This window comes from Microbacterium sp. SCN 69-37 (assembly GCF_001724435.1).
Taxonomy (GTDB): domain Bacteria; phylum Actinomycetota; class Actinomycetes; order Actinomycetales; family Microbacteriaceae; genus Microbacterium; species Microbacterium laevaniformans.
The window spans coordinates 21,638-43,850 of sequence record NZ_MEEL01000017.1 but is presented as its reverse complement, the minus strand read 5'-3'; the positions used below and the strand labels follow the sequence as shown (position 1 = coordinate 43,850).

At 70.5% G+C, this 22,213-nt stretch carries 22 protein-coding genes and 1 tRNA gene; 9 read left to right on the top strand and 14 right to left on the bottom strand.

The features are described from left to right. Positions 1 to 23 precede the first annotated feature (23 nt). The 7 genes from ABS64_RS02565 to ABS64_RS02535 form a co-directional block, all read right to left on the bottom strand. The gene (locus ABS64_RS02565; RefSeq protein ID WP_288121077.1) at positions 24 to 1,124 is read right to left on the bottom strand and encodes a M4 family metallopeptidase; all 1,101 of its coding nucleotides are present in this window, start codon (positions 1,122 to 1,124) and stop codon (positions 24 to 26) included. A 63-nt stretch (positions 1,125 to 1,187) separates the two neighbouring features. Then, a complete protein-coding gene (locus ABS64_RS02560; protein WP_288121079.1) occupies positions 1,188 to 1,991 on the bottom strand; it encodes an ATP-binding cassette domain-containing protein in 804 nt (267 codons plus the stop codon). Further along, positions 1,988 to 2,776 carry an ABC transporter ATP-binding protein gene (locus ABS64_RS02555; protein ID WP_288121081.1) on the bottom strand — a complete coding sequence of 263 codons (789 nt, stop codon included), beginning with the start codon at positions 2,774 to 2,776 and terminating at the stop codon, positions 1,988 to 1,990. Before ABS64_RS02555 ends, ABS64_RS02560 begins: the two co-directional genes overlap by 4 nt. Further along, a complete protein-coding gene (locus ABS64_RS02550; RefSeq protein WP_288121083.1) occupies positions 2,773 to 3,651 on the bottom strand; it encodes an ABC transporter permease in 879 nt (292 codons plus the stop codon). The genes ABS64_RS02555 and ABS64_RS02550 overlap by 4 nt, the downstream gene beginning before the upstream one ends. Beyond that, positions 3,648 to 4,598, bottom strand: a complete 951-nt coding sequence (locus ABS64_RS02545) for an ABC transporter permease (RefSeq protein ID WP_288121085.1) — start codon at positions 4,596 to 4,598, stop codon at positions 3,648 to 3,650. The genes ABS64_RS02550 and ABS64_RS02545 overlap by 4 nt, the downstream gene beginning before the upstream one ends. Next, positions 4,595 to 6,103: an ABC transporter substrate-binding protein gene (locus tag ABS64_RS02540; RefSeq protein ID WP_288121087.1), complete on the bottom strand. Its 1,509-nt coding sequence runs from the start codon at positions 6,101 to 6,103 to the stop codon at positions 4,595 to 4,597. Before ABS64_RS02540 ends, ABS64_RS02545 begins: the two co-directional genes overlap by 4 nt. Positions 6,104 to 6,256: 153 nt before the next feature. After that, the gene (locus ABS64_RS02535; RefSeq protein ID WP_288121089.1) at positions 6,257 to 7,198 is read right to left on the bottom strand and encodes an alpha/beta hydrolase; all 942 of its coding nucleotides are present in this window, start codon (positions 7,196 to 7,198) and stop codon (positions 6,257 to 6,259) included. Between the two features lie 63 nt (positions 7,199 to 7,261). On the opposite strand from ABS64_RS02535, the gene ABS64_RS02530 reads away from it, so the two are divergent. From ABS64_RS02530 to ABS64_RS02520, 3 genes are read left to right on the top strand one after another with little or no spacing between them, the layout of a single operon-like run. After that, positions 7,262 to 7,756: a carboxymuconolactone decarboxylase family protein gene (locus tag ABS64_RS02530; protein ID WP_288121091.1), complete on the top strand. Its 495-nt coding sequence runs from the start codon at positions 7,262 to 7,264 to the stop codon at positions 7,754 to 7,756. After that, on the top strand, positions 7,753 to 8,463 hold the full coding sequence (locus tag ABS64_RS02525) for a tyrosine-protein phosphatase (RefSeq protein WP_005048393.1): 711 nt from the start codon (positions 7,753 to 7,755) through the stop codon (positions 8,461 to 8,463). Before ABS64_RS02530 ends, ABS64_RS02525 begins: the two co-directional genes overlap by 4 nt. Before the next feature lie 35 nt (positions 8,464 to 8,498). Then, complete coding sequence (locus tag ABS64_RS02520) at positions 8,499 to 8,990, top strand: SIP domain-containing protein (protein WP_292680545.1); 492 nt, start codon at positions 8,499 to 8,501, stop codon at positions 8,988 to 8,990. On the opposite strand, the gene ABS64_RS02515 is transcribed toward ABS64_RS02520, so the two are convergent. The 4 genes from ABS64_RS02515 to ABS64_RS02500 all read right to left on the bottom strand — a co-directional run bounded on the left by ABS64_RS02515 (position 8,977) and on the right by ABS64_RS02500 (position 13,193). Beyond that, positions 8,977 to 9,450 (bottom strand): hypothetical protein, encoded by a 474-nt coding sequence (locus ABS64_RS02515; RefSeq protein WP_016463334.1) that lies wholly within the window; start codon positions 9,448 to 9,450, stop codon positions 8,977 to 8,979. The two genes, ABS64_RS02520 and ABS64_RS02515, sit on opposite strands and share 14 nt — an antisense overlap. Beyond that, positions 9,447 to 10,259 carry an arginase family protein gene (locus tag ABS64_RS02510; RefSeq protein WP_016463333.1) on the bottom strand — a complete coding sequence of 271 codons (813 nt, stop codon included), beginning with the start codon at positions 10,257 to 10,259 and terminating at the stop codon, positions 9,447 to 9,449. Before ABS64_RS02510 ends, ABS64_RS02515 begins: the two co-directional genes overlap by 4 nt. A gap of 87 nt (positions 10,260 to 10,346) precedes the next feature. Then, complete coding sequence (locus tag ABS64_RS02505) at positions 10,347 to 11,084, bottom strand: PspA/IM30 family protein (protein ID WP_016463332.1); 738 nt, start codon at positions 11,082 to 11,084, stop codon at positions 10,347 to 10,349. 78 nt (positions 11,085 to 11,162) lie between these two features. Further along, positions 11,163 to 13,193 carry a TPM domain-containing protein gene (locus ABS64_RS02500; RefSeq protein WP_292680543.1) on the bottom strand — a complete coding sequence of 677 codons (2,031 nt, stop codon included), beginning with the start codon at positions 13,191 to 13,193 and terminating at the stop codon, positions 11,163 to 11,165. A 173-nt stretch (positions 13,194 to 13,366) separates the two neighbouring features. Here ABS64_RS02500 and ABS64_RS02495 point away from each other — a divergent pair, with 173 nt between their 5' ends. From ABS64_RS02495 to ABS64_RS02480, 4 genes are read left to right on the top strand one after another with little or no spacing between them, the layout of a single operon-like run. After that, on the top strand, positions 13,367 to 14,215 hold the full coding sequence (locus tag ABS64_RS02495; RefSeq protein WP_292680541.1) for a DUF3097 family protein: 849 nt from the start codon (positions 13,367 to 13,369) through the stop codon (positions 14,213 to 14,215). A gap of 56 nt (positions 14,216 to 14,271) precedes the next feature. Beyond that, positions 14,272 to 15,018, top strand: coding sequence for a tRNA (guanosine(46)-N7)-methyltransferase TrmB (gene trmB / locus ABS64_RS02490; protein ID WP_292680539.1), 747 nt, complete (start codon positions 14,272 to 14,274; stop codon positions 15,016 to 15,018). Continuing rightward, a complete protein-coding gene (locus ABS64_RS02485) occupies positions 15,015 to 16,313 on the top strand; it encodes an MFS transporter (protein WP_292680537.1) in 1,299 nt (432 codons plus the stop codon). Before trmB ends, ABS64_RS02485 begins: the two co-directional genes overlap by 4 nt. Then, entirely contained in the window at positions 16,310 to 17,152 is an 843-nt protein-coding gene (locus ABS64_RS02480) for a CPBP family intramembrane glutamic endopeptidase (RefSeq protein WP_292680535.1), read from the top strand. The genes ABS64_RS02485 and ABS64_RS02480 overlap by 4 nt, the downstream gene beginning before the upstream one ends. A 24-nt stretch (positions 17,153 to 17,176) precedes the next feature. Here the strand turns inward: ABS64_RS02480 and ABS64_RS02475 are convergent, their stop codons facing one another. Further along, the gene (locus ABS64_RS02475) at positions 17,177 to 19,285 is read right to left on the bottom strand and encodes a DUF2156 domain-containing protein (RefSeq protein ID WP_292680533.1); all 2,109 of its coding nucleotides are present in this window, start codon (positions 19,283 to 19,285) and stop codon (positions 17,177 to 17,179) included. A gap of 58 nt (positions 19,286 to 19,343) precedes the next feature. After that, entirely contained in the window at positions 19,344 to 19,505 is a 162-nt protein-coding gene (locus ABS64_RS02470) for a hypothetical protein (RefSeq protein WP_288121107.1), read from the bottom strand. 127 nt (positions 19,506 to 19,632) lie between these two features. On the opposite strand from ABS64_RS02470, the gene ABS64_RS02465 reads away from it, so the two are divergent. Then, positions 19,633 to 20,886 carry an LCP family protein gene (locus tag ABS64_RS02465; protein WP_288121109.1) on the top strand — a complete coding sequence of 418 codons (1,254 nt, stop codon included), beginning with the start codon at positions 19,633 to 19,635 and terminating at the stop codon, positions 20,884 to 20,886. 201 nt (positions 20,887 to 21,087) lie between these two features. Here ABS64_RS02465 and ABS64_RS02460 read toward each other — a convergent pair. After that, positions 21,088 to 21,160: transfer RNA gene (locus ABS64_RS02460), tRNA-Arg, on the bottom strand. Positions 21,161 to 21,317: 157 nt separating this feature from the next. On the opposite strand from ABS64_RS02460, the gene ABS64_RS02455 reads away from it, so the two are divergent. Continuing rightward, entirely contained in the window at positions 21,318 to 22,163 is an 846-nt protein-coding gene (locus tag ABS64_RS02455) for a transglutaminase family protein (protein WP_292680528.1), read from the top strand. Positions 22,164 to 22,213 lie beyond the last annotated feature (50 nt).

Genomic DNA, 22,213 nt, shown 5'->3' with positions numbered 1-22,213 from the left:
CGGTCAGGGCGTGCGCATCGGCGTCATTCGCGGTCTCCGGCAGATCGCGCGGATCGGGATGGTTCGTCACGGGCGGTCACACCGACGGCGTTCCACGCGGTGCGGACGGCGTCGGCTTCCTCCGATCTCTCACCGTACTCCCGCTGCGCGACCGCCGTGGTCGCCGCCGCGAACGCCGAGAAATCCGCCGTCGGCGGCACGGCGCCCTGCGTCACGGTGAGGTACCAGATGCGGCCCGCTCGTTCCCACGCGTGACCGCCGAGCGCGGTGGCGACGAGGTGGAAAGCCTTGTTCGGGATGCCGGAGTTGATGTGCACGCCGCCGTTGTCCTCGCTCGTGCGGACGTAGTCGCGCATGTGGGCGGGCTGAGGGTCTTTGCCGAGAACGTCGTCGTGGTAGGCCGTTCCGGGTGCCTTCATCGAGCGCAGCGCCACGCCCTGAACGGCGTCGGTGAAGATGCCGGCCCCGATCAGCCACGACGCCTCCGCGGCGCTCTCGCCGGCGCGATGCTGCTCTGTCAGCGCGCCGAAGACGTCGGCTACGGACTCGTTGAGCGCTCCCGACTGTCCCTGGTACTCGAGACCGCCGCCGTGTTCGATCACGCCGTGGCCGAGCTCGTGCCCGATGACGCTGATCGAAGAGGTGAAGCCCCGGAACACCTCGCCGTCGCCGTCGCCGAAGACCATCCGCTCGCCGTTCCAGAACGCGTTGTCATAGCGGTCGCCGTAGTGCACGCTCGCCGCGAGGGTTCCGCCGGCGCCGTCGATCGAGCGGCGTGCGAACGCGTCCCAGAACAGCTCGAAGCTCGCGCCGAGCCCCTCGAAGGCCTCGTTCACGGCGACGTCGGCGACGGCCGGGTCGTCTTCGCCGCGCACGCGCATGCCGGGAAGCGTTTCGCGGTGCTGCGCGTCGGAGATGACGCGGTCGGGCGCCGGCTCTCCCTGCAAGATGAGGGCGTCGCCGTCGGCCGACAGATCGAGCCGTGCCCGACCACGCGCGGGCGCCGGGTGGGAGGGCCGTGCGATCGCCAGGGTCGCGCGGGCGGCCTCTGCCGCGTTCGCGAGGTGCGGGGCGTCGGTGGCGGCCAGGCGAGACAGCAGGTACGGCGGAACGATGGCGAACATGGCGTCACCCTACGCCCGGCATCCGACGTGCGCGCCTGTCCGATGCCCTCGCCCGCGCAGCGATCAGTCCCGCGGTGGGTCGATCACCGGGATGGAGGCGAGCAGCCGACGCGTGTAGGCGACCTGCGGCGCGAGCAGGACCTTCTCCGTCGGGCCCTCCTCGACGATGCGGCCGTCCTTCATGACGATCACCTCGTCGCAGAGGTTCTGCACGACGCCGATGTCGTGCGACACCATCACGAGGGTGAGCTGTTCGCGCTGGCGCAGCTCGCGCAGCAGTTCCAGGATCTGCGCGCGTACGGTGACATCGAGCGCCGAGAGCGGCTCGTCGCCGACGAGGATGCGCGGGCGGTGCACGATCGCGCGCGCCAGGGCGATGCGCTGGCGCTGCCCGCCCGAGAACTCGTGCGGGTAGCGGTCGGCCATCGCCGCCTCGAGGCCGACCGCCTTGAGCACCTCGCGCACGCGCGCACGACGATCGCCCGGGATCTCCAGCGCCCAGAGCGGCTCGCCGATGATCCTTCCGACGCTCATCCGGGGATCCAGCGACGCGTACGGATCCTGGAACACGATGCCGGTCTCGCGTCGCAGCCAGTGCAGCGAGCGCGCAGAGGCCCTCGCATCCACCGTGCGTCCGGCCACCGTCACCGTGCCGGTCGTGGGCGCGTCCAGCCCCAGCAGCACACGCACGAGCGTGGACTTGCCCGAGCCCGACTCGCCGATGATGCCGACGGCGGAGCCCTCGAAGACGTCGATGTCGGCGTCCTCGAGCGCCGTGGTCCATCGTGTCCGCTCGAACAGTCCGGTTCCGCGTTGGCGGAAGCGACGGCTGACGGCCCGCGCGCTCAGCAGGGCGTCCGCACTCATGCCGCACCCCCCGGTCGCCACAGCGTCGCGGTGGCGTCGCGCAGCAGGCCTTGCGTCACCGGGGATGCCGGTGCCGTGAGCAGTCGTGAGAGCGGCCCGTGCTCGACCACGCGCCCGTCTTCGAGCACGACGGCGTGCGTGGCGATCTGGGAGAGCACCGCCAGGTCGTGCGTGATGAACACCAGCGACATGCCGTCCCTCGCGACGAGGCCGGCGAGCAGCTCGAGCACCTCCGCCTGGATCGTGACGTCGAGCGCCGTCGTCGGCTCGTCCGCGATCAGCAGGCGAGGACGGCAGGCGAGGGCCATGGCGATGGCCACCCTCTGGCGCTGACCGCCGGAGAGCTGGTGCGGGTAGCGACGGACGATCTGGGCGGGGTCGGGAAGCCGAACCCGCTCGGCCTCTGCGATGGCGCGGGCCGCGGCATCCCTGCGCCCGAGGCCCTCGTGGATGCGCACGGACTCGGCGATCTGGCGGCCGACGGTGCGGATCGGATTGAGGGCGGTGCGCGGCTCCTGGAAGACGATGCCGATCTCATCGCCGCGCAGTCGGGCGAGCTCGCGGTCCGGCAGACCGATCAGCTCGCGCTCGTTCCATCGGATGCTGCCCGTGGCCGTGGCGGCGTCCGGCAGCAGGCCGAGGATCGCGAGGGCGGTGAGGGACTTGCCCGACCCCGACTCTCCGATCAGGCCCACGCGCGCGCCGTCGGGGACGTCGAAGGAGATGTCGTCCACGACGCGGCGACCGTCGATCTCGATCGACAGATTGCGCACCACCAGGCTCACGAGATCACCGCCGTCGTGTGGGTCTGCGCCGCCGTGCGCCGACGCGTGAGGGTGGGGTCGGTCGCCTCGCGCAGTGCGTCCCCGAGGAGGTTGAGCCCCAGCACCGTGATCGTGATCGCCAGTCCCGGCCAGACGACGCTCAACGGGTGCACCGAGATGTACTGCTGCAGGTCTTTCAGCAGCAGCCCCCAGCTGGGTTCGGTGAGGGGGGCGCCGAACCCGAGGTAGCTGAGCCCGGCTTCGGCGAGGACGGCGACGGCCATGCCCCACGACAGCTGCACGATCAAGACCGGGGCGATGTTGGGCAACAGGTGCCGGTACAGGTTCTGGAAGGGAGTGAGACCGGCGGCTCGACCGGCGAGAACGAAGTCGCTGTGCAGCACGCGGCGGAGTTCCGGGCGCGTGACGCGCGCGATGTTGACGCCGAAGCCGATGCCGACCGAGACGATCACCACCCACAGCGAGCCACCCCACACGGACGAGATCATCATGGCGATCAGAAGAACGGGGAACGCGATGAGGATGTCGACGAGCACGGCGACGCTCTCGCGCAGCCACCGCGCGGTGAGTGCGCCGAGGGCGGCGAGGGCGACACCGATCACCGTCGCCACGAGACCGGCGCCGAGCGCCACCCAGACCGTCGTGCGAGCGCCGGCCATCAGCAGGCTCAGGATGTCGCGGCCCGCGCCGTCCGTGCCGAGCAGATGCGGCCACCCCGGCAGAGCCCACCGGCCGTCGACGTCGACCGCCTGCGGATCGAACGGCAACCAGAACCGTGCGACGAGTGCGACGACGCCGATCGTCAGCACGACGAGGAGACCGAAGCGTCCCGTCGACAGCGCCCACAGTCGACGCAGCCAGGCGAACCTGCTCATTCCGCCTCCCGCTGCCGAGGGTCGATCAGCCGGTGGACGAGGTCGACGGCGAAGCCGACGACGAGCACGAACCCGGTGAGCGCGAGCAGTTCGCCCTGAACCTTGAGCAGGTCACGCTTGCCGACGTCCTCCACGAGCATGCGTCCGATGCCGGGCAGGCTGAACAGCTGCTCGATGACGACGGCGCCGACGATGATGCCGGCCACCTGCAGCCCCAGAACCGTGATGATCGACAGACCCACCGTGGGCAGTCCGTGCCGGATGAGGGCCTGCGTGCGGGTGAGGCCCTTCGCCGCCGCGGTGCGGACGAAGTCCTCTCCCGTCGCCTGGAGGGTCGCCGAACGGACGAACCGCATGAGCATCGCGCCCTCGACGACGCCGATCGTGATCGCCGGCAGCAGCAGAGCACGGATCGCGGATGCCGGGTCGCTCCACCCCGCGCGGGGAAAGCCCTGGGCGGGCAGCCACCCGAGCCAGACAGCGAACACGAGCACCAGCATCATGCCAGCCCACACCACCGGGACGGCGGCCACGGCCTGGGCGCCGACGGAGAGGGCGGTGCCGTCGGGACGGCCGCGGCGAACGGCGGAGAGCACTCCGAACGGCAGTGCGATCAGCAGGGCGACGGTCATCGCCATCAGTCCGAGCGGAATCGTCACCTGCGCCTTCTCGGCGAGCTGCCCCGCCACGGGGGCGCCCGTCAGCAGCGACTGGCCGAGATCTCCGCGGAAGACACCGCCGATCCACGACAGGTACTGCACCGCAAGGGGCTCTCCGAGCCCGAGGCGCTCACGGATCGCGGCGACCTGCGCCGGGCCCGCATCGATCCCGGCGATGAGCTGAGCGACGTCGCCGGGAAGGACCCGGAGCGTCAGGAAGATCAGCGCACTGGCGACGAACAGGCCGAGCAGCAGCAGGGCCAGTCGCGTCAGCGCGTAACGGATCACCCCTTGCTCTTGGCCAGCTCGGCGAGGTTGATGCGCTCGTTGACGTTGACGGAAGGGAAGCCGCTCACGTTCGTGCCCACCGCGACGATGGACGCACCGTTGTACAGCCAGTCGGCGGCCTGATCGTCCGCGACGATCTTCGCGGCCTGCTTCAGCAGGTCGGCGGAGGTCTGCTCGTCGGTCGCGCTGAGTGACTGCTGGTAGAGCTTCTGCACCTCCGGGTTGTTGTAGGTGAAGTAGTAGTTGGGGTTCGCCCAGTTCTCGAAGTCACGGGCCTCGGTGTGCAGCACGAAACTGAGGTCGTAGTTCTTGTTGATGTAGACGTCGTTGAGCCACGTCGGGAACTCGACGGCCTTCACCTTCAGGGTGATGCCCACGTCGTTGAGGTTCGACACGAGGATCTGAGACACGGTCGTGCCGTAGAACGACGGGATCGTGAGCGTCAGCGTGAGGTCCGACACCCCGGCGTCGGCCAGGAGCTTCTTCGCGGCCGCCGGGTCGAACGGGGCGGTGGACGACAGATCCGCGTAGCCGGGGTCGAGCTCGGGAATCGGACCGTACAGCGTCTGGCCGGCCCCGAGAGCCTTGACGATCGCGTTGTGGTCGATGGCCTGACGGATCGCCTGGCGCACCCGCTTGTCGGACAGGGGCGCCTTCGTCGAGTTCATCGCGAGCGTGCCCTTGTCGGTGGACTTGCCGAGCACGAGTGTGAAGTCACCGTTCGCCTCGATCTGGTCCTTGAGGTTGGCGTCGAAGCCCGTGACCACGTCGAGCTCGTGTGCGAGGGCACCGTTGAGGGCAGCCTGGTTGTCGGGGATGTAGCTGAACACCACCTCCTTGACCTTGGCCTTGTCGCCCCAGAAGGCGTCGTTGCGGTCGAAGGTGATCGAGTCGCCCTGCTTCCAGCTGGTCAGCTTGTACGGCCCGGTGCCGTTCGCCTTCGTCTTGCGATCGGTGGTGTCGTCCTTCTTGAGGACGAGACCTGCCCGGCCGGTGAGGTTCCACAGCAGGCTGGAGTCGGGCTGGCTCAGCGTGAGCACGACGTCCTTGCCGTTCGCGACGATGCTCTGTACGCGTGCGAGGCGGTCGGAGTCGCTGTACGACGCGGTGGACTTGACCTGTTCCAGCGACCAGACGACGTCATCGACGGTGAGCGGGGAGCCATCGTGGAAGGTGACGCCGTCGCGGAGCGTGAACGTGTAGGTGAGGCCGTCGGACGAGATCTTGTAGTCGCTGGCCAGCTCCGGCTCGATCTTCTGATCGGGCGTGCGCGAGACGAGGCCCTGGTAGACGTTGTCGATCAGGATCTGGTCCAGGGCGGCGCCGGCGGTCTCACGGATGTCGAGGTTGCTCGGCTCGGAGACGAGGCGCACGGTCACGACGGCGTCGGGGTCGGGCGTGACCGCGGTGGGGGAGGCGTCGGGTGCGGATCCGCCGGAGCAGGCGCTCAGCAGCAGGGCCCCGGCGGCGAGAAGCGCGGCGGCGACGGTGGTGCGGCGAAGCATGTGAGAGGTGTCCTTTCGGCAGCGCGGGCGTGCGCGTGTGCTGTGCGCAGCGGCCCGCGGACTCGGGTGCGCGTTACAGCCTAGGCTTTGCGGCGGTCGGTGCGGTCATCGGTCTTCGCTGGGGTGACACCGAGCGTCATGCGACCGGTCGACTCAGCCGCGCGCGACCTGTGCGATGAGGCGGGCCAGTTCCACCGGCTGCTCCTCCTGCACGTTGTGGCCCGAGTCGACCTCGACGACGGATGCCGTCGGGAGGCGGTGCTGGAAGTCGTCGGCATCCGCGGGCGTCACGAACCCGCGACATCCGCGCACGAGCGTGATCGGAGCGGCAGCGGCGGCGAGGTCGTCCCACCCCGCGGCGGTCAGCGCGCCGCGGATCGCGTGACGTTGCGCCTCTGCGCTCGCCGCGGCATCCGCGTCACCGGCCAGCGCGTTCGCGAGGTGCGCGAAATGGTGCTTCCATTCGACGCGGCCGTCCGCGCGCACGCGCGAGTTGAGGGTGACACCGCGCGTCGCAGCCCCACGGGATCCGCCGAGGCCGAACGAGAGCGCCCGTTCGACGAGCTCGTCGCGGCTGGCCCAGTCGGTGGGGCCGGCGAAGAAAGCGGCGATCTGTGCGGCATCGCCGTCCGGGTCGATGCCGGGGGTGATGTCGACGACGATCAGCTCGCGCACCAGCTCCGGGTGCGCAGCGGCAAGCGCGGCTGCTGTCAGGCCCCCGAGCGATTGGCCGACGAGCACCTGCGGCGTGGCCGCGGTCCACGCGGCGACAGCGGGCGCGATGTCGGCCGCGAGGACGCCTCCGGTGTACGCGGCATCCGCCCGCCATGACGAGTCGCCGTGACCCGGCAGGTCGACGGCGAGGGCGGGGATGCCGAGGGCGAGCACCGTCGTGTCCCACGTGTGCGCGTTGAGGCCGGCGCCGTGCAGGAGCGTCACCTGCGGGGGAGTGAAGGCGGCCGTGACGGGATCCCCGTACTGCAGCGCGCTGACGACACGACCGTCGTCGAGGCGGTGGGTGAGGCGGCGGACGGGCGGCACGGCATCGATGCCGAGCTCGGCGGACTGATCGGCCAGGAAGGAGAACTCATCCATTCGGACATTGTGCCGCGATCCGCGCTCGCAGCGGTCGTCGTCTACCCGTCCTAGGCTGATCGCATGAGCACCGAGCGTCGCGTCCACCTGTCCCGGTCGGCCCGTCCCGCGTATGACGCCCTCGAGGCGTTCTCCCAGACGGTCGGCACGATCGCCGCCGAGGCGGGCATCGATGCGCGGTTGCGTGAGCTTGTGCTCATCCACGCCTCGCAGCTCAACGGCTGCGCGTACTGCGTGCGCGTGCACGTCGACCGCGCGGTCGCGGCGGGTCTCGGCATCGATGAGATCGCCCAGCTCGCCGCCTGGCGGGACTCGGGCGTGTTCTCGGCCCGCGAGCGCGCGGCTCTCGAACTGGCGGAGTGCTACGTCTTCATCCACGAGGAGGGTGTGCCCGACGAGGTCTACGACCGCGTCGGCGGCATCCTCTCGGAGCAGGAGTACGTCGCGATCAGCTGGCTGCTCGTGTCGATCAACGCCTTCAACCGCATCACGATCGCCGGAAAGTACCCGGTCCCGCCGCGCGGGGGCCAGACGGGCGCGGGAGACGATCCGGCATGAGCATCGTCTCCGGCGCCCTGAACTTCCGCGACGTCGGCGGGCTCCCGGCGGGCGGTGGCGTCACGCGTGCGGGTGTGCTGTTCCGTTCCGGCAATCTCGCCGGGCTGGACGAGGCCGGCCGCGAGGATCTCGTCGGTCTCGGAATCCGTCGCGTCGTCGACCTCCGCGCCGACGACGAAGTGGCCGTCGAGCCCAGCCGCGTCGCCGGCCTCGATCTCGAGACGATCCGGATCCCGCTCTTCCTCGGTTCGGTCGCCTCCTTCTTCGTCGAGGACCGCTCGCTCGCCGACGTCTACCGCGGCCTCGTCGACGAGTCGGCCGATCGGATGGTCGAGGTCGTCCGCGCCGTCCTCGAGGGCGCACCGGCGCTCGTGCACTGCACCGTCGGGAAGGACCGCACGGGCGTCGCCGTCGCGCTGCTGTTGGACGCCGTCGGCGTCGAGCATGACGCGATCGTGGCCGATTACGCGCGTACGGAACAGCTGCTCCCGGCGCGGCGCAATGCTCGCGTGCTCGCCTATCTGCGCAGCGTGCACCCCGACGCTCGCCATCTCGAAGACCTCGCGACACGCTCGCCGGCACCCGTCATGCAGGCGCTATTGGAGGATGTGCGCGAGCGCTTCGGGTCGGCGGCGGGCTACCTCGTCGCGCACGGCCTCCGCCGCGACGAGGTGGACGCGCTCGCGACGATCCTCATCGAACGCTGAGGTAAGGCTCGCCTTAATGGGCGTATGATCGAAGGATGACCTCCTCCGCGCTGCGTGCTGTGCACGACGAGTCCGCCTGCAAGGCGTCTCGTCACGCGCGGGTGCAGCAGCTCATCACGGCGGACGAGCATGCGCTGGCCGAGCTGGAGGCGCTCATCGCGACGCTGCCGATCTGCTCGACCGGTCGTGTCTTTATCGAGGTTCCCGACGCCTCGTGGATCACGCCGATCGCGGTTCCGGCGCGGATGGTCGTCACCTGGCTCGACCGCTCACGTCGCAGCGGCCAGCCCGGAAGCGGCCGCTCCTGTGCTCCCGGCCAGGCCGTCAGCCGGGCCGTGACGGCGTGGGCCGATGAGATGCTCTGCGCAGACGGCGATGAGTCGACGTGCCAGGACGGCACCCGTATCCACCTTCTCGGCGGATTCCTCGGCACCGCCGACATCTTCGACCACCTCACCGAGCGCCTCGGAATCTCGCCTGCGGCGGTGCACACACCGGCGCGTTTCGGGCTGGTCAGCTCTCGCTGACCGTGCCTGCCCACGCTCCGCGCGCCACATAGTTGCCCTCTTCGAGGCCGGCGAGGATCTCGAACCGGTTCGTCAGCGGGTCGCGTCCCGCCAGGGCGTACAGCAGCGGCATGAGAAAGCCGTAGCGGCGCCATTGGCGCGCGTGCACGGCTTCGTGACGCAGCACGTCATCGCTGATGCGCGGTGAGTCGGTCAAGAAGCACCCGCCGACGCAGACCCCGCCGCGGCCGAACGTCCACGACGGCATGCCGGTGAACACCCAGAGGCCTCCGCGCCGATCGATGCGACCCGTCGACCACAGCGAGCCCCAGATCCAGCCCACGGCGGTTCCCCACCAGAAGCCGACGAGGCTGAGGGGGGAGTCGAGCAGGATGCCGGGAATCAGCGTATCGAGGCGGCGTCCGCGCGCCACGGCGCGGGCCGCCCGTTCCTGCCAGCCCGGCGGGGGCGACGCGATCACGCGAGCGCCCCGACGACCCGCAGGATCGTGCCGAGGTCGTCGACGGCCGCGGCCGGAGACGCCGGAGCGAATCCGGCGATCGACGCACCCACCAGGGGGAGGGTGCGTCGCGCGGCGGCGATCGCCGCGGTCAGCTCCCGCAGCGTCAGGCCGAACGGCGTCGGCCGGGTCACACCGGTGAGCTCGGCCGGGTCGAGCACGTCGAGGTCGACGTGGATGTAGACGGCCTCCGCTCCCGTGGCTGCCACGGCGGCGGCGATCGCCGCGCCGTCGCCGATCGCGTCGGCCGCGACGCTGCGGATATCGCTCTCGGCGAGGTGCACGGCCTCGCCCGGGTCGAGATCGCGGGCGCCCACCAGCACGAGACGATCGGCCGTCACGGCGCCGCTTCCGGGCACCGGTCCGCTCTCGTGCACGGCGCGCAGGGCCATGCCGCCGAACGCGCCCGACGGCGAGGTCGCGGCCGTGTTGAGGTCGCCGTGCGCGTCGAACCAGACCACCGCGAGCTCCGGGTGTCGGGCGGCATAATGGGCGATCGCGGGGACGGCGACGCCGCAGTCGCCGCCGACGATGAGTGCCGCCTCGTCGCTGACCGCGAGTTCCGCGGTGAGGGCGTCGGCGACGCGATGCAGCGCGCTGAAACGCCGGATGCCGGTCTCCAGCGCTTCACCGGCTTCTGCCGGCACGTCCACGCGCGCGGTCGCCGCGCGAGGCAGGTCGCCCGCGATCGCCTCGGCGCCGTCCACGAGCAACATCGCGCGCGCGGCGGGGGAGCCCTGCCACTGCGGAACCACCACGAAGCGGGTCATCTTCCCTTCCTTCCCTGCGCGCCCCGCGACGTCCGCGTCCCGGCATCCGCCGTGCGGCGAACCCCGGGACGCGGACCGTCATCCTGCCTACTTCTCCAGCGCCGCCGCGCCGGTGCCGCCGCTCTTCAGAGCAGCCAGGCGCGCCTCGACCTCGGTGAGCTCACCCACGTCCTCGAGCTCGTTGAACTGCGCGTCCAGGGTGGATGCCGCCAGCTCCGCCTTGCCGGCGGCGAGCGCCTCCTGGCGACGCACCTTGTCTTCGAAGCGGCCGAGCTCGCTCGTGGGGTCGAGCACGTCGATCGACTTGACCGCGTCGTGCACCTTGTTCTGCGCTTCTGCGGTCTTGGCGCGGGCGAGCAGCTCGCTGCGCTTGGCCTTCAGCTGCTCCAGCTTCTGCTTCATGCCGTTGAGGCCGTCCTTGAGCTTGGCGACGACCTCCGTCTGAGAGCTGATCGTCGGCTCGACGGCCTTGGCTTCGTTCTCCTCGCTGATCTGGCGCTGCAGCGCGATCTTGGCGAGGTTGTCGAACTTGTCGGCATCCGCGGTGCTGCCGCTCGCACGCAGCTCGTCGGCCTTGCGACTGGCGGCGAGAGCCTTGTTGCCCCATTCGGCGGCGGCGCGCACGTCTTCTTCATGGTCGCGCTCGAGCAGGCGCAGGTTGCCGATGGTCTCGGCGATCGCGGACTCGGCGTCGGCGATGGAGTTGGTGTAATCGCGCACCAGCTGATCGAGCATCTTCTGCGGGTCTTCGGCGGCGTCGAGCATGGCGTTGACGTTCGCCTTCACGAGCGTCGAGATGCGACCGAAGATGGACTGCTTTGCCATCGTTTTTCCTTTCCTAACGGGAGACTTCCCAGGGTGCGAGGGGATCGTGCGGTCGAAGTCGGCGAGCGGATGCCGGGCTCAGAAGCGACCTCCGCCGCGGCGCGCGCGGCTGCCGGCGCCGCCGAACCCGCCGGGGGAGATGCTGCCGCCCCCGCCCAGGCCGCCGAAGCCGCCGCCGGAGCGCGAGCGGCTGCCGCCGCCACCGTTGAGCAGGGAGTTGAGGACGATGCCACCGAGGATGGCGCCCATCATGTCGCCGCCCGAACCCGTGCGCTGCGATCCGCCGGAGCCGCCGAACATACCGCTCTGGAAGACGCCGACATCGTTCTGCGCCGCCTGCATCGCCTGCGTCGCCAGCTCGTGCGCGCGCTGTGCGGCGGCAAGAGCCTGTGCGGGATCGTTCTGCTGCAGCTGGCGGGCCTGCACGAGTGACGCGCCCGCCTCGGCGAGACGGGTACGTGCCTCGGCGCCGACCGCGCCTCGGCGTGAAGAGATGAAGTCCTCTGCCGCGGAGATCTCGCCCTGCGCCTGTGCGAGGAGACCGCCCAGCTGCGCGGACGCGCGCGCGGCGCGCTCCTGCTCGTCGCGGATGCCGGCCAGAACCGCGTCGATCTGTGCGTTGGCGCGGTCCAGGCCCTCGCGGGCGAAGAGGGGACGCTTGCCGGGCCCGGTGACCAGCGGCCGCGCCGCCTCGACCTGCGCGCGCGTGGCCGCGATCACGGGGGCCAGACGCCCGTCCGGATCGGGCAGGGCCGTTGCCGCGGCGAGGTCGGTCTCCAGGTCGGCGATGAGGGCCGCGGCATCCGTCTCCGCCTGGGCGAGGTCGGCGCTCATGCGCGCGACGGCGTTGTGCAGCATCTCGGCCTGGGCCACGGCGTCCTCCGCGGCGCGGATGCTGACCGCCGCGGCGGACGTGTTGCCGGCGGCGATCTGCGCGGCGGCGGTGTCCAGCAGCGTGTCGGCGAACGCGAGGCGCTGCGATGCCTGCTCGGGGTTGTCGGCGATCGCGGTCAGGGCCAGCGGGTCGTACGCGCTCGTCAGGCCGGTGAGCGTCGCGACGGCGGCGTCGTGCGCGCCGGCCACGCTCTCCTTCTTCTCGCGGAGGCGCGCGAGCGCGTCGGGGGCGTTCTGCTCGAGCTTTCGCAGGTCGTCGAATGCCGCGGCCTTCTCGTCGAGGTGCGCGTCGGCGGCCTCGCACAGCTCGATGATGCGCATGTTCCAGGCGCGCGTGTCGTCGTCGCTGTCGGGGCTCTCGTCGTCGAGCTTCTGCCTGAGGGCGAACGCCTCATCGAGCTGAGCCTTCGCGCTGGCCAGCGCCGACTCGAACTCGCGGGCGGCCTCGTCGCCGAACTGCGCACGGGCGAACCCGAGCTCCTGCTCGCTCGTTTTGACCGCGTCGTCCGTCTGAACCAGAGCCGAGGACGCGCGGCGCGTGAGATCCTCGATGCTCACGGGCGCGGGCGGTGTTTCCGTGCCGGGCCCCGCGGGCGATCGACGCCTGCGCGAGCGCATCACGATCCAGATGATGAGCCCGGCCAGGGCGATCACCACGATGACGAGCAGGATCGGCGTGATGATGCCGGCGGCGTCGACCCCGGCGCCGCCGGTTCCTCCCGCGATGGCGTCGGCCAGGCCGTCGGCAGCGGAGGTGGCGGCGCCGACCCAGTTGTCGGCCGACAGCGCCGGCTGCACCCGTTCGCGTTCGATCGTGGTGAGCTCATCGCCGGTCACGGGGCCGGCCGAGGAGCCCGACAGATAGTACTGACGGCCGTCCGTCGAGATCGCCAAGAGGTACTGGTGCGGGCCCAGACCGTTGTTCTGCGCCGTCTGGTTCGCCCAGTCCTCGGGCGTCGACGGATCGGTGAACTGCGGGACGTACGCAACCCAGAGATCGACACCCGACTTCGCGGTCAAGGCACGCAGGCGTGTGTCGACCTCGGAGACCTGCGCACCGGAGAGCACACCGGACTGATCGACCACGCGTGACGAGCTGAGGGCGACGGGACCCGTGGCGATCGCCGCGGTCGCGCCGCCCAGGACGATCGCCGTGGCGCTGCCCAGGACGATCGCCGCCGCCGCCGTCAGCGCCAGCCACAGACGCGCACGCATGCGTGTTCCTCCCCTGCGCGAGGTGCGGGATCCTCGCTCCTCACGCCGATCCTATGTCGCGAACGGCATGACCCGATAGACGGCCTGCGGGGATGCCGTGGGTCTTGCCCTTCCCGGCCTGTCCCTGCGTCGGCACCGATGCGGGCCGGTATGGTGTCGCGTTCGGAGGAACCATGAACAACGACGGATTCGGTGCCGATCGCTACGGCGCAGATGTGCTGGCGGCGGGGTGGCGAGACGCGGGCCGCCGCGCGGTGCCGCGCGTCGCAGCCACGCCGGAGCTCGTGGTGGAGATCGCCGGTGACGGCTTCTGCGGTGCCGTCACCGGCATCCAGTCCGGTCACGTCGAGCTGGAGGACCGCCTCGGCCGCCGCCGCCTGTTCCCCCTGGGGGGAGGCTTCCTCATCGACGGGCAGGCGGTCGTCCTGGAGGCGCCGAAGGCCGCGGCATCCGGCCCGCGCCGCACCGCCTCCGGATCGTTCGCCGCCGAGACTGCTCGCGCCCGCGTGGCCCGCGCCTCGCGGATCCTCGTGGAGGGACGCCACGACGCCGAGCTCGTCGAGAAGGTGTGGGGCGATGATCTTCGCGTCGAAGGGGTCGTGGTCGAATACCTCCAGGGCGTCGACCTGCTCGAAGACGTGCTGCGCGAGGAGCCGCCCGGGCCGGGACGGCGCTACGGCGTGCTCGTCGATCACCTCGTGCCCGGCTCGAAGGAGTCGCGCATCGCCGACGCGGTCGCCCGGGGCCCCCACGGCGCTCACGTGCGGATCGTCGGTCACCCGCACATCGACGTGTGGCAGTGCGTGACGCCGCGCGCGCTCGGCATCGCGGCCTGGCCCGACGTGCCCCGCGGTATCGAGTGGAAGGTGGGTGTCAGCCGCGCTCTCGGCTGGCCCGCGCACGATCAGGCCGACATCGCCCGTACGTGGCAGCGCATCCTCGGAGCCGTGCACAGCTACCGCGACCTCGATCCGGCGCTGCTGGGCCGTGTCGAAGAGCTCATCGACTTCGTCACCGCCTGAGCCCGTCGCTCGGTCGTCACCGCCGCAATCAGCGTGCCCGCCGGTAGCCTGGTCGGGTGCCGCACGAGAGAGATGCTCCCCGTTTCCGCGACAAGCCCGTCTCGTTCGTGCGCCGCAGCGGCCGGATGAGCGACGCGCAGGAGCGCGCGTGGGCGGAGTTGTCACCGCAGTACGTCATCGACGTGCAGCGGGATGCCGCGGCCACCAGCATCCTTCCGGGGACCGCGATCGTGCCCGCCGAGGTGTTCGGGCGCACGGCGCCCCTGACCGTCGAGATCGGGTCGGGTCAGGGTCATGCGATCGTCAGCGCTGCGGCCGCCGCGCCCGAGCGTGATTTCCTCGCGGTGGAGGTGTTCCGCGCGGGGCTGGCGCGCACCATGCTCGATGCCGACCGCGCCGGCATCCGCAACCTCCGTCTCGTCGAGGCCAATGCTCCCGAGGTGCTCGAGCACCTGCTGCCGGCGGCGAGCGTGGATGAGCTGTGGATCTTCTTCCCCGACCCGTGGCACAAGGCGAAGCACAACAAGCGTCGCCTGATCGCGCCGCCGTTCCCGCCGCTCGCCGCGCGGGCGCTGCGTGACGGGGGACGGCTGCGGTTGGCGACCGACTGGGAGGAGTACGCCCTGCAGATGCGCGAGGTCCTCGCCGGCGTCGACGCGTTCGCGCCCGCGTTCGACGGTGAGTGGGCCGAGCGGTTCGGGGGCCGCGTGATGACGGCGTTCGAGCGCAAGGGTCTCGCGAAGGGCCGCGAGATCCGCGACCTCGTCTACCGCCGCCTGCCGCGCGTGGCCTCGGGCGCGTGAGCGCGGCGCCCCCCGCCCGCGATCGCTGGCGGGCCGTGCGGCCTCTGGCGCACCGTGACTTCCGCATTTTGTTCGGCGCGGTCGTGCTGTCGATCTCGGCGGCCGGGATGTGGGCCGTCGTCATGGTCTACGCGGTCATCCGCATCGACGACGATCCCGTGCAGCTGTCCCTCGTCGCCGCCGCGAACGCGATCGGTCTTCTCGCCTGTGCAATCCCGGGAGGTATCGCCGCCGACCGCCTGCCGCGCCGGGTGATCCTGCGTGCCGTGGAGACGGCGAATGTCCTCGCCGTCGGCTCGGTCGTCGTGGTGGGCCAGTTCGGCACCCTCACGATCGTCCACCTCACGATCGTCTCGCTCGTGCTCGGCGCCGGGGCGGGCTTCTTCTTTCCCTCCTACAGCGCGATCCTTCCGCGCATCCTTCCGGCCGAGCACCTGCTGCCGGCGAACGGGCTCGAAGGCGCGGTACGTCCCGCCCTGCAGCAGGCCGCCGGCCCCGCGATGGCGGGACTTCTGCTCGCCGCGCTGATCCCGAGCCAGGCCGCCGTCGCCGTGCTCCTCGCCCACGCGGCGGCACTCGTGCTGCTGCTGTTCCTCCGCCCCGAACCGGCTCCCGCCCCCGCCGACGCGTCCGACGGCGCCGTGTCGGGCCGGAGCATCCGTCACGACCTCGTCGAAGCCGTGCTCTTCACGATCCGCACCCCGTGGCTGCTGTGGACGCTGCTGTTCGCGACGATCTGGGTCCTCGTGACGATGGGCCCCGAGGAGGTGCTGCTGCCGTTCGTCACCCGTGAGCGCTTCGGCGACGATCCGCGTCTGTTCGGCTTCCTGCTGGCCTGCTTCGGTGCCGGCGGGGTGGTGGGATCGGTCGTCGTCTCGTCGCTGCGGATGCCGCGGCGCTACCTCACCACGATGACCCTCGTCTGGGGGCTCAGCACCCTTCCCTTCGTGATCATCGGCCTCACTCACGAGTACTGGCTGATGGCGGTGAGCGGCTTCGCGTGCGGCTTCGGCTTCAGCTACGGCAACGTCATCTGGGGGACACTCCTGCAGCGCAGGGTGCCGCGCCACATGCTCGGGCGCATCTCGAGCCTGGACTTCTTCGTCTCCCTCGCGCTCATGCCCATCTCCATGGCGCTTGCCGGACCCCTGTCCACCGTCGTCGCGATCCCCGTCATCTTCATCGTGGCGGGGCTCGTCCCCTTCGTGCTGTCGCTGATCGTGCTGTGGATCGCGCGGATGCCGCAGGACGAGATCGCTCATCCCCTCGACGATGACGAGGAGGGCTCACCGTGAGAGAGGCCGTGGACACGCGGCGGCTCGGGGTGGGCATTGTTCCCGCGGCGGCGGTGTGCCTGGCCGCACCCGCGTTCTTCGTCCTGCTGCAACCGCTGCTCGGCATCGCGCTGCTGGTCATCGGGGTGGGGGCAGCCGTCGCCCTCGAACGGCGGCGGGTCGCGGCATCCGCACCGTCGCTCGCGCGCGACCTGTCGCTCATCGCGATGGGGATGCTCGTGGTGAGTTCGATCTCGCTGGAGGCGAAGCTCGACACCCTCTCGATGCTGCGATTCACCCTCGCGCTGGGCGGTGCGGTCGCGCTGCCCTACGCCGTCTCGCGGTGGGTGTACCGCGATCGGGCGATCCGATTCCCATGGCGCGGCGGCGGACGCTGGCGCGGCTGGCAGTGGGGATGGCTCGCCGCCGTACTCGTGCTCGGTTGGCTGATCCTGCCGTTCTACTTCATCACCTCGGGCGTGTACCGCAACTGGCCGGTGGTGGACAGCCCCGACCTCATCGGCCGGCTGTTCGTCGGCGTGGGTGCGGTGGGCATCTGGGACGAGCTCTTCTTCATCTGCACGGTGTTCGCGCTGCTGCGCCGTCATCTCCCGGATGCCGCGGCCACCGTGCTTCAGGCGGTCGTGTTCGTCTCGTTCCTGTGGGAGCTCGGCTACCGCGCGTGGGGGCCGGTGCTGACGATTCCGTTCGCTCTGCTGCAGGCGGTCATCTTCCTCAAGACCCGCTCGCTCGGCTACGTCGTCACGGTGCACCTGCTCTTCGACGCCGTCGTGTTCGCGGTGCTCGTGCACGCCCACAATCCGGGGCTGCTGGACGCGTTCTTCCTCGTGGCGCCCTGAACGCGCCGCAGCATCCGTCGACGCTCAGCGCTCGCCGCGCAGGAGCTCCAGACCGGCGCTGGCGAACTGCCGCGTCGTCGCGGAGGGCAGGAACGCGCGCGTGAGTCCCGCCCCGATCCGCGGCAGGTCGGCCTCGTCGCGGAACAGCAGCGACATGGTCTCGTAGCGCGGGTGGAACTTGTGCTTGAAGCGGTGCAGCGACTGGAATCCGTACACCGGTTCGAGCGCGTCGGACAGTCGTGTGCTCAGCGCCGCCAGCCCCTGGGCCTCGGGCGGGTACTCGTGGGTGAGCGGCGCGCCCGACAGCGACATGAACTCGGCGCCCTCGTCCCGGAAGGCTAGGGCCGAGCTGCCGATCAGATACTCCATCACCGGCCCGAACCCGTGCTCGCGGCGGCGCATCAGGTCAAGCGTCCAGCCGCGCACGACGCCTTCGCCGTACACCGGCATCCACGACAGGAAGCCGTGCACATCGCCGCGCGCGTCGAGGGCGAGCGCGATGCGCACCTCGGGATCGTCCGCTTCGGCGAGCGTTCCCAACGTGAAGCGCATCTCGGGCAGCTGCTTCTCGCCGACCCACTGGTTCGAGATCGCCTGCAGCTGCGTGCGCACGCCCCACGACTCGTCGCGCAGGTGCGTCAAGCGGAAGGCCATCTCCTCGCGGCTGGCCCGGTTGAGGGTGGTGCGCACCGAGTTCCACCGCTTGCCGGTGTAGGCCAGACCCGGCAGGTCGACGATCGTGTCGTCCGCGACGACGAGCGCGCGCCACGAGTCCGGCACGGCCGCCTGCGTGGCGGCTCCCGCGCTGAAGAAGCACGGGATGAGGGCCGCCTCCTCGGATGCCGCGATGAACTCGGCCACAGAGGCGGCCCGTCCCTCTTCGGGCCCGAGCGGGTCGGCGAGGGCGATCGCCGCCCCGGCGCGGATCTGATACGCGACGACGCCGGTGCTCGTGCGCAGGTAGCTGTTGCCCTCCCACGTCGTCATCCACGACAGCGTGCCGCCGCCGTGCGTGCGGATGAGGTCGGCGACCTCGGCGGTGCTCGGCTGCGCGCCTGGTGCCCCGAGCGCGCTGCGTCGGGCGCCGGAGAACGCGGCGCGCACCACGATCAGATAGACGAGCAGCACGAGCGCGATCAGGCCGCTGCCGATCTCGATCGCCGTCTCGCCGTCGACGGGGACGCCGAGGTCGAGCCGCACGTCCGTGACGATGACCGCGAGCAGCGCCGCGGCCAGGATGTTCAGCGCCAGCAGCACGAGAGCGCAGATCCACGCCCAGCGCCGCGCGCGCCGGAGGCCCTGTGCGATCACGAGCACCACGACGACGTCGATGGCCGTCGTCGTCCAGTGGCTGGAGAGCGGGTCGGTGGTCCCGAACGGGCCGTCGGTAGGGATGAGCGTCAGGATCACTTCGATGCCGACGAAGGCGAGCATGCCGATGAAGGCGATCAGGCGCTGCTCGCGGATGGTGGCGCGACGCGGTCGCAGGGTCCGATCGAACGCGAGCACGACGAGCACGGCGATGAGGTGGGAGAGGTCCGCCACGGTTCCCAGCACGAGGAGGCCGACGATGACGACCGCGATGAGCACGAGCCATGCCCGCAGCCGCCACGGCGAGGCGAGCAGACCGATCACGGCGGCGATGCATGCGAAGGTGCCGCCGCTGGCACCGACATCGAGCGTGGTGGCGGTGTCTTGCACCCACTCCCAGCCGGAGAAGACGCTGAGCGCGGCCAACAGCAGCGATGTCGCCAGGACGGCGACGATCTGGCCGACCCAGAAGTACGCGAGGGCCACCCGGGTGCCGCGGGCGTACTCGAGCACACCCATCCCGATGAATCCGATCAGGGTCGGCAGGAACAGCCAGGGCTCAGCGACGAAGAACGTGCCGGTGATCGGCGTCCACCATCGACCGGCTTCGAGCGCGGGCAGACCGTACGCCCACGTGTCCATGCCTGCGCTTTCGTCGAAGGGCGACCACAGGCCCTGCGAAAGGAGGCCGACGATGAACACGGCGGCCACGGTGAGCAGCGTGGCCGGCAGATGGCGCACGAGACGCACGAGAGCGTGGGCCCGCGTCGTCGCGAGCTGATCTGCGCCTGCGGGGGAGGCGGCAGGCGCTGTCTCCGTCATGCCTTCACCGTACCGGCAGCGACGGTCACCGCGTCGTCTCCGGGCGGTCGCCGAACGCTCAGAAGCGAGCCAGCAGAGCGGGACCGAAGACGAGGAGGGCTGCGGCGGGAACGACGAGCAGGCCGATGGCGATGACGCCGATCGCCACCATGCTTCCGAGCACCGAGAGGATGGCGGCGCGGAGGGAGGACGAGGAACGGGTGAGGCTCGAGGTGGTCATGTCTCGACGCTATGAACCGCAGGGCGGGCTCCACATCGTGCCGCGGGTGCATCGGCATCCCCCGGGAGGATGATCCTCCCAGGCCTCTCACACCGGGGCGATAGGTTGCCTCTGACACGATCTGTCGGTGTCTCGAACGTCTCGTCCCGTCTCACGCCGCGTGCAGATCCGGCGCCGCCGGGTGACCGTGGGAGTTCTCGCCGTGTTCGTCGCAGCCGTCATCGCGGTGGTGGCCGTCGTGGCCTCCGACCTCAACGGCATCCACCGCTCCGACATCGCGATGCCGTCGGCCAGCCCCGGGGTCGCGCAGAACACGGGTGAGGTCAACATCCTGGTGATGGGACTGGACAGTCGCGTCGATCAGGACGGCAAGCCCTTCCCGCAGGAGATCTACGACGCGATCCACGCGGAGGATGAGAGCGTCGGCGGCTACAACACGAACGTGCTGATGTTCATCCACATCCCGGCCAACGGCGGCAAGGCGGTCGGCATTTCGATCCCGAGGGATGACTACGTCGACTACGCGAACGCACCCGACGGGGTCACGAAGGGCAAGATCAAGGAGGACTACGGCCGCACGTTCCAGGCGACGTACGACGAGCTGACCGGCAACGGTACCGACGAAGCGACGGCGTATCAGCGGGCCCGCGACGCGGCGCGGCAGGCACAGATCCAAACCGTCTCGTCGTTTCTCGGCGGGGTGCGCATCGACCACTTCGTGGAAGTGACGATGGCCGCGTTCTATCGCGTCGCGCAGGCGGTGCAGCCGATCACGGTGTGCCTCAACCAGGCGACGGCCGACACGTTCTCGGGTGCGAACTTCGCCGCGGGGATGCAGCAGATCGATGCCGCGCAGGCGATGGCGTTCGTGCGGCAGCGTCGCGACACGCAGTACGAGAACGTCGATCTCACCGACCTCGACCGCACGCGCCGGCAGCAGGCGTTCATGATCTCGCTCGCGGTCAAGCTCAAGAGTGCGCAGACGTTCACGGACTTCGGGGCGATGCGCTCGCTCATCGACACGGCGAAGCAGTACGTCGCGATCGATCAGGGCTTCGACCTGCTGAGCCTCGCGAGCACCGCGCAGCGCCTCGCCGGCGGTGACATCACCTTCCAGACGCTGCCGGTCGAGCGGTTCGGCACGATCGACGGCGAGAGCGTCAACATCGTCGACCAGGACAAGATCGCGGGCATCGTGCGCGACCTGCTCAACCCGCCGTCGCCGACCGCCGCGCCGACCGACGCCGCGAGCGACGCGCCGAGCTCTCCCTCCGACGGGGGAGACGGATCGTCGCCGTCACCGTCGGGTTCGCCGACCCCGCAGAGCTACACGAACTCGCAGCAGCCGATGGTCTCGGGTGCGGTGCCCTGCGTCAACTGACCCTCGACGGGTCCCTGGCTGCGCGCCCTGTCGATGGCGTCGGGTGTCGCGTACCCGTGGGGGCCGCCGAGTAGCTCACGTCGGCGATGGTGGCGCACAGTGTGAGCGCGTGTGCCGTTGCCTCGTGAAGACGACGATGATGCGCGTGCGCGCGGTCACCATGGGCGAGATCGTACGACAGCCGACCTCGGATACGTGGAGTGCCCCCGACAGGAATCGAACCTGCGACCTTTGGTACCGGAAACCAACGCTCTATCCCCTGAGCTACGGAGGCGTACCGATCGAGAGTATCACCGACGACGGCTCCGCCACGCCGCCGGTGGCCCGGATCTGCGGCGATCGACGGTCGGCGGGGGTGCGTTGCGGCATCCCTCTGGAGGGTCGAAACATCGGTGTACGCGGAGGCCATCGCGGCGTGCGAGGATACTGCGGTGCAACGCCTCGTGACCGCCGAACTGGACCTCGATCTCGGGGCTTCCGTCGACCTCATCTTCCAGATCGCCGCGGCCCAACCGGCACCCGTTCTGCGGGAGGAACTGACGTTCACGCAAGGCGATCGCGTCTACACGCCCACCGAGATCATCGACCAGTCCGGCAGTCGCCTGCACCGCCTGCTCGGCGAGGCCGGCCGCCTCGAGGTGCGCTATGAAGCCCTCATCGACGGACAGGTCGCGCAGCGCGCCACCAGCGACCTCGAAGCCATCACCTACCTGCGTCCGAGCCGCTACTGCCAGTCTGACGAGGTGTTCTCGCAGGCGCGCCGCCAGTTCCGCGGCCTGCAGGGGCTCGAGCTGATCACCGCGGTCAGCGAGTTCGTCGCCTCCAGCACGACGTACACGCCGGGGCTGAGTCAGGGCACCGACTCGGCTGTCACCACTCTCATGACCGGCCAGGGTGTCTGCCGCGACTACGCGCATGTCGTCATCGCGCTGCTGCGCGCGATGGACATGCCTGCCCGCTACGCCGCGTGCTTCGCCCCCGGCCTTCGCCCGATGGACTTCCACGCCGTGGCCGAGGCCTACCTCGACGGCAGCTGGTACGTCATCGACGCGACCCGGCTCGCCAACCGCCGCTCGCTCGTGCGCATCGCCACAGGTCGCGACGCCGCCGACTGCGCCTTCCTCAGCTACCACGGCGGCTATGTGGGCCTGCAGCGCATGCGCGTCGACGCGTGCGTCCTGCCCGACGATGCGGCCGACGTTCAGGCGCAGGATGCCGCCGCGGCGGCATCCGACCCCGCCCTCGACGACTTCGCCGAGCTCGTCCAGCTCGCCTGACCGCGACCGGTGGCTGCTCGGCCGGCGCGCACCCCAGCGCGGATGCCGAG

Bases quoted from the DNA above. Each gene is read 5' to 3' on its own strand.
- ABS64_RS02565 (WP_288121077.1), bottom strand. From the start codon at position 1,124: ATGTTCGCCATCGTTCCGCCGTACCTGCTGTCTCGCCTGGCCGCCACC.
- ABS64_RS02560 (WP_288121079.1), bottom strand. From the start codon at position 1,991: ATGAGTGCGGACGCCCTGCTGAGCGCGCGGGCCGTCAGCCGTCGCTTC.
- ABS64_RS02550 (WP_288121083.1), bottom strand. From the start codon at position 3,651: ATGAGCAGGTTCGCCTGGCTGCGTCGACTGTGGGCGCTGTCGACGGGA.
- ABS64_RS02540 (WP_288121087.1), bottom strand. From the start codon at position 6,103: ATGCTTCGCCGCACCACCGTCGCCGCCGCGCTTCTCGCCGCCGGGGCC.
- ABS64_RS02535 (WP_288121089.1), bottom strand. From the start codon at position 7,198: ATGGATGAGTTCTCCTTCCTGGCCGATCAGTCCGCCGAGCTCGGCATC.
- ABS64_RS02530 (WP_288121091.1), top strand. From the start codon at position 7,262: ATGAGCACCGAGCGTCGCGTCCACCTGTCCCGGTCGGCCCGTCCCGCG.
- ABS64_RS02525 (WP_005048393.1), top strand. From the start codon at position 7,753: ATGAGCATCGTCTCCGGCGCCCTGAACTTCCGCGACGTCGGCGGGCTC.
- ABS64_RS02520 (WP_292680545.1), top strand. From the start codon at position 8,499: ATGACCTCCTCCGCGCTGCGTGCTGTGCACGACGAGTCCGCCTGCAAG.
- ABS64_RS02510 (WP_016463333.1), bottom strand. From the start codon at position 10,259: ATGACCCGCTTCGTGGTGGTTCCGCAGTGGCAGGGCTCCCCCGCCGCG.
- ABS64_RS02505 (WP_016463332.1), bottom strand. From the start codon at position 11,084: ATGGCAAAGCAGTCCATCTTCGGTCGCATCTCGACGCTCGTGAAGGCG.
- ABS64_RS02500 (WP_292680543.1), bottom strand. From the start codon at position 13,193: ATGCGTGCGCGTCTGTGGCTGGCGCTGACGGCGGCGGCGGCGATCGTC.
- ABS64_RS02495 (WP_292680541.1), top strand. From the start codon at position 13,367: ATGAACAACGACGGATTCGGTGCCGATCGCTACGGCGCAGATGTGCTG.
- ABS64_RS02475 (WP_292680533.1), bottom strand. From the start codon at position 19,285: ATGACGGAGACAGCGCCTGCCGCCTCCCCCGCAGGCGCAGATCAGCTC.
- ABS64_RS02470 (WP_288121107.1), bottom strand. From the start codon at position 19,505: ATGACCACCTCGAGCCTCACCCGTTCCTCGTCCTCCCTCCGCGCCGCC.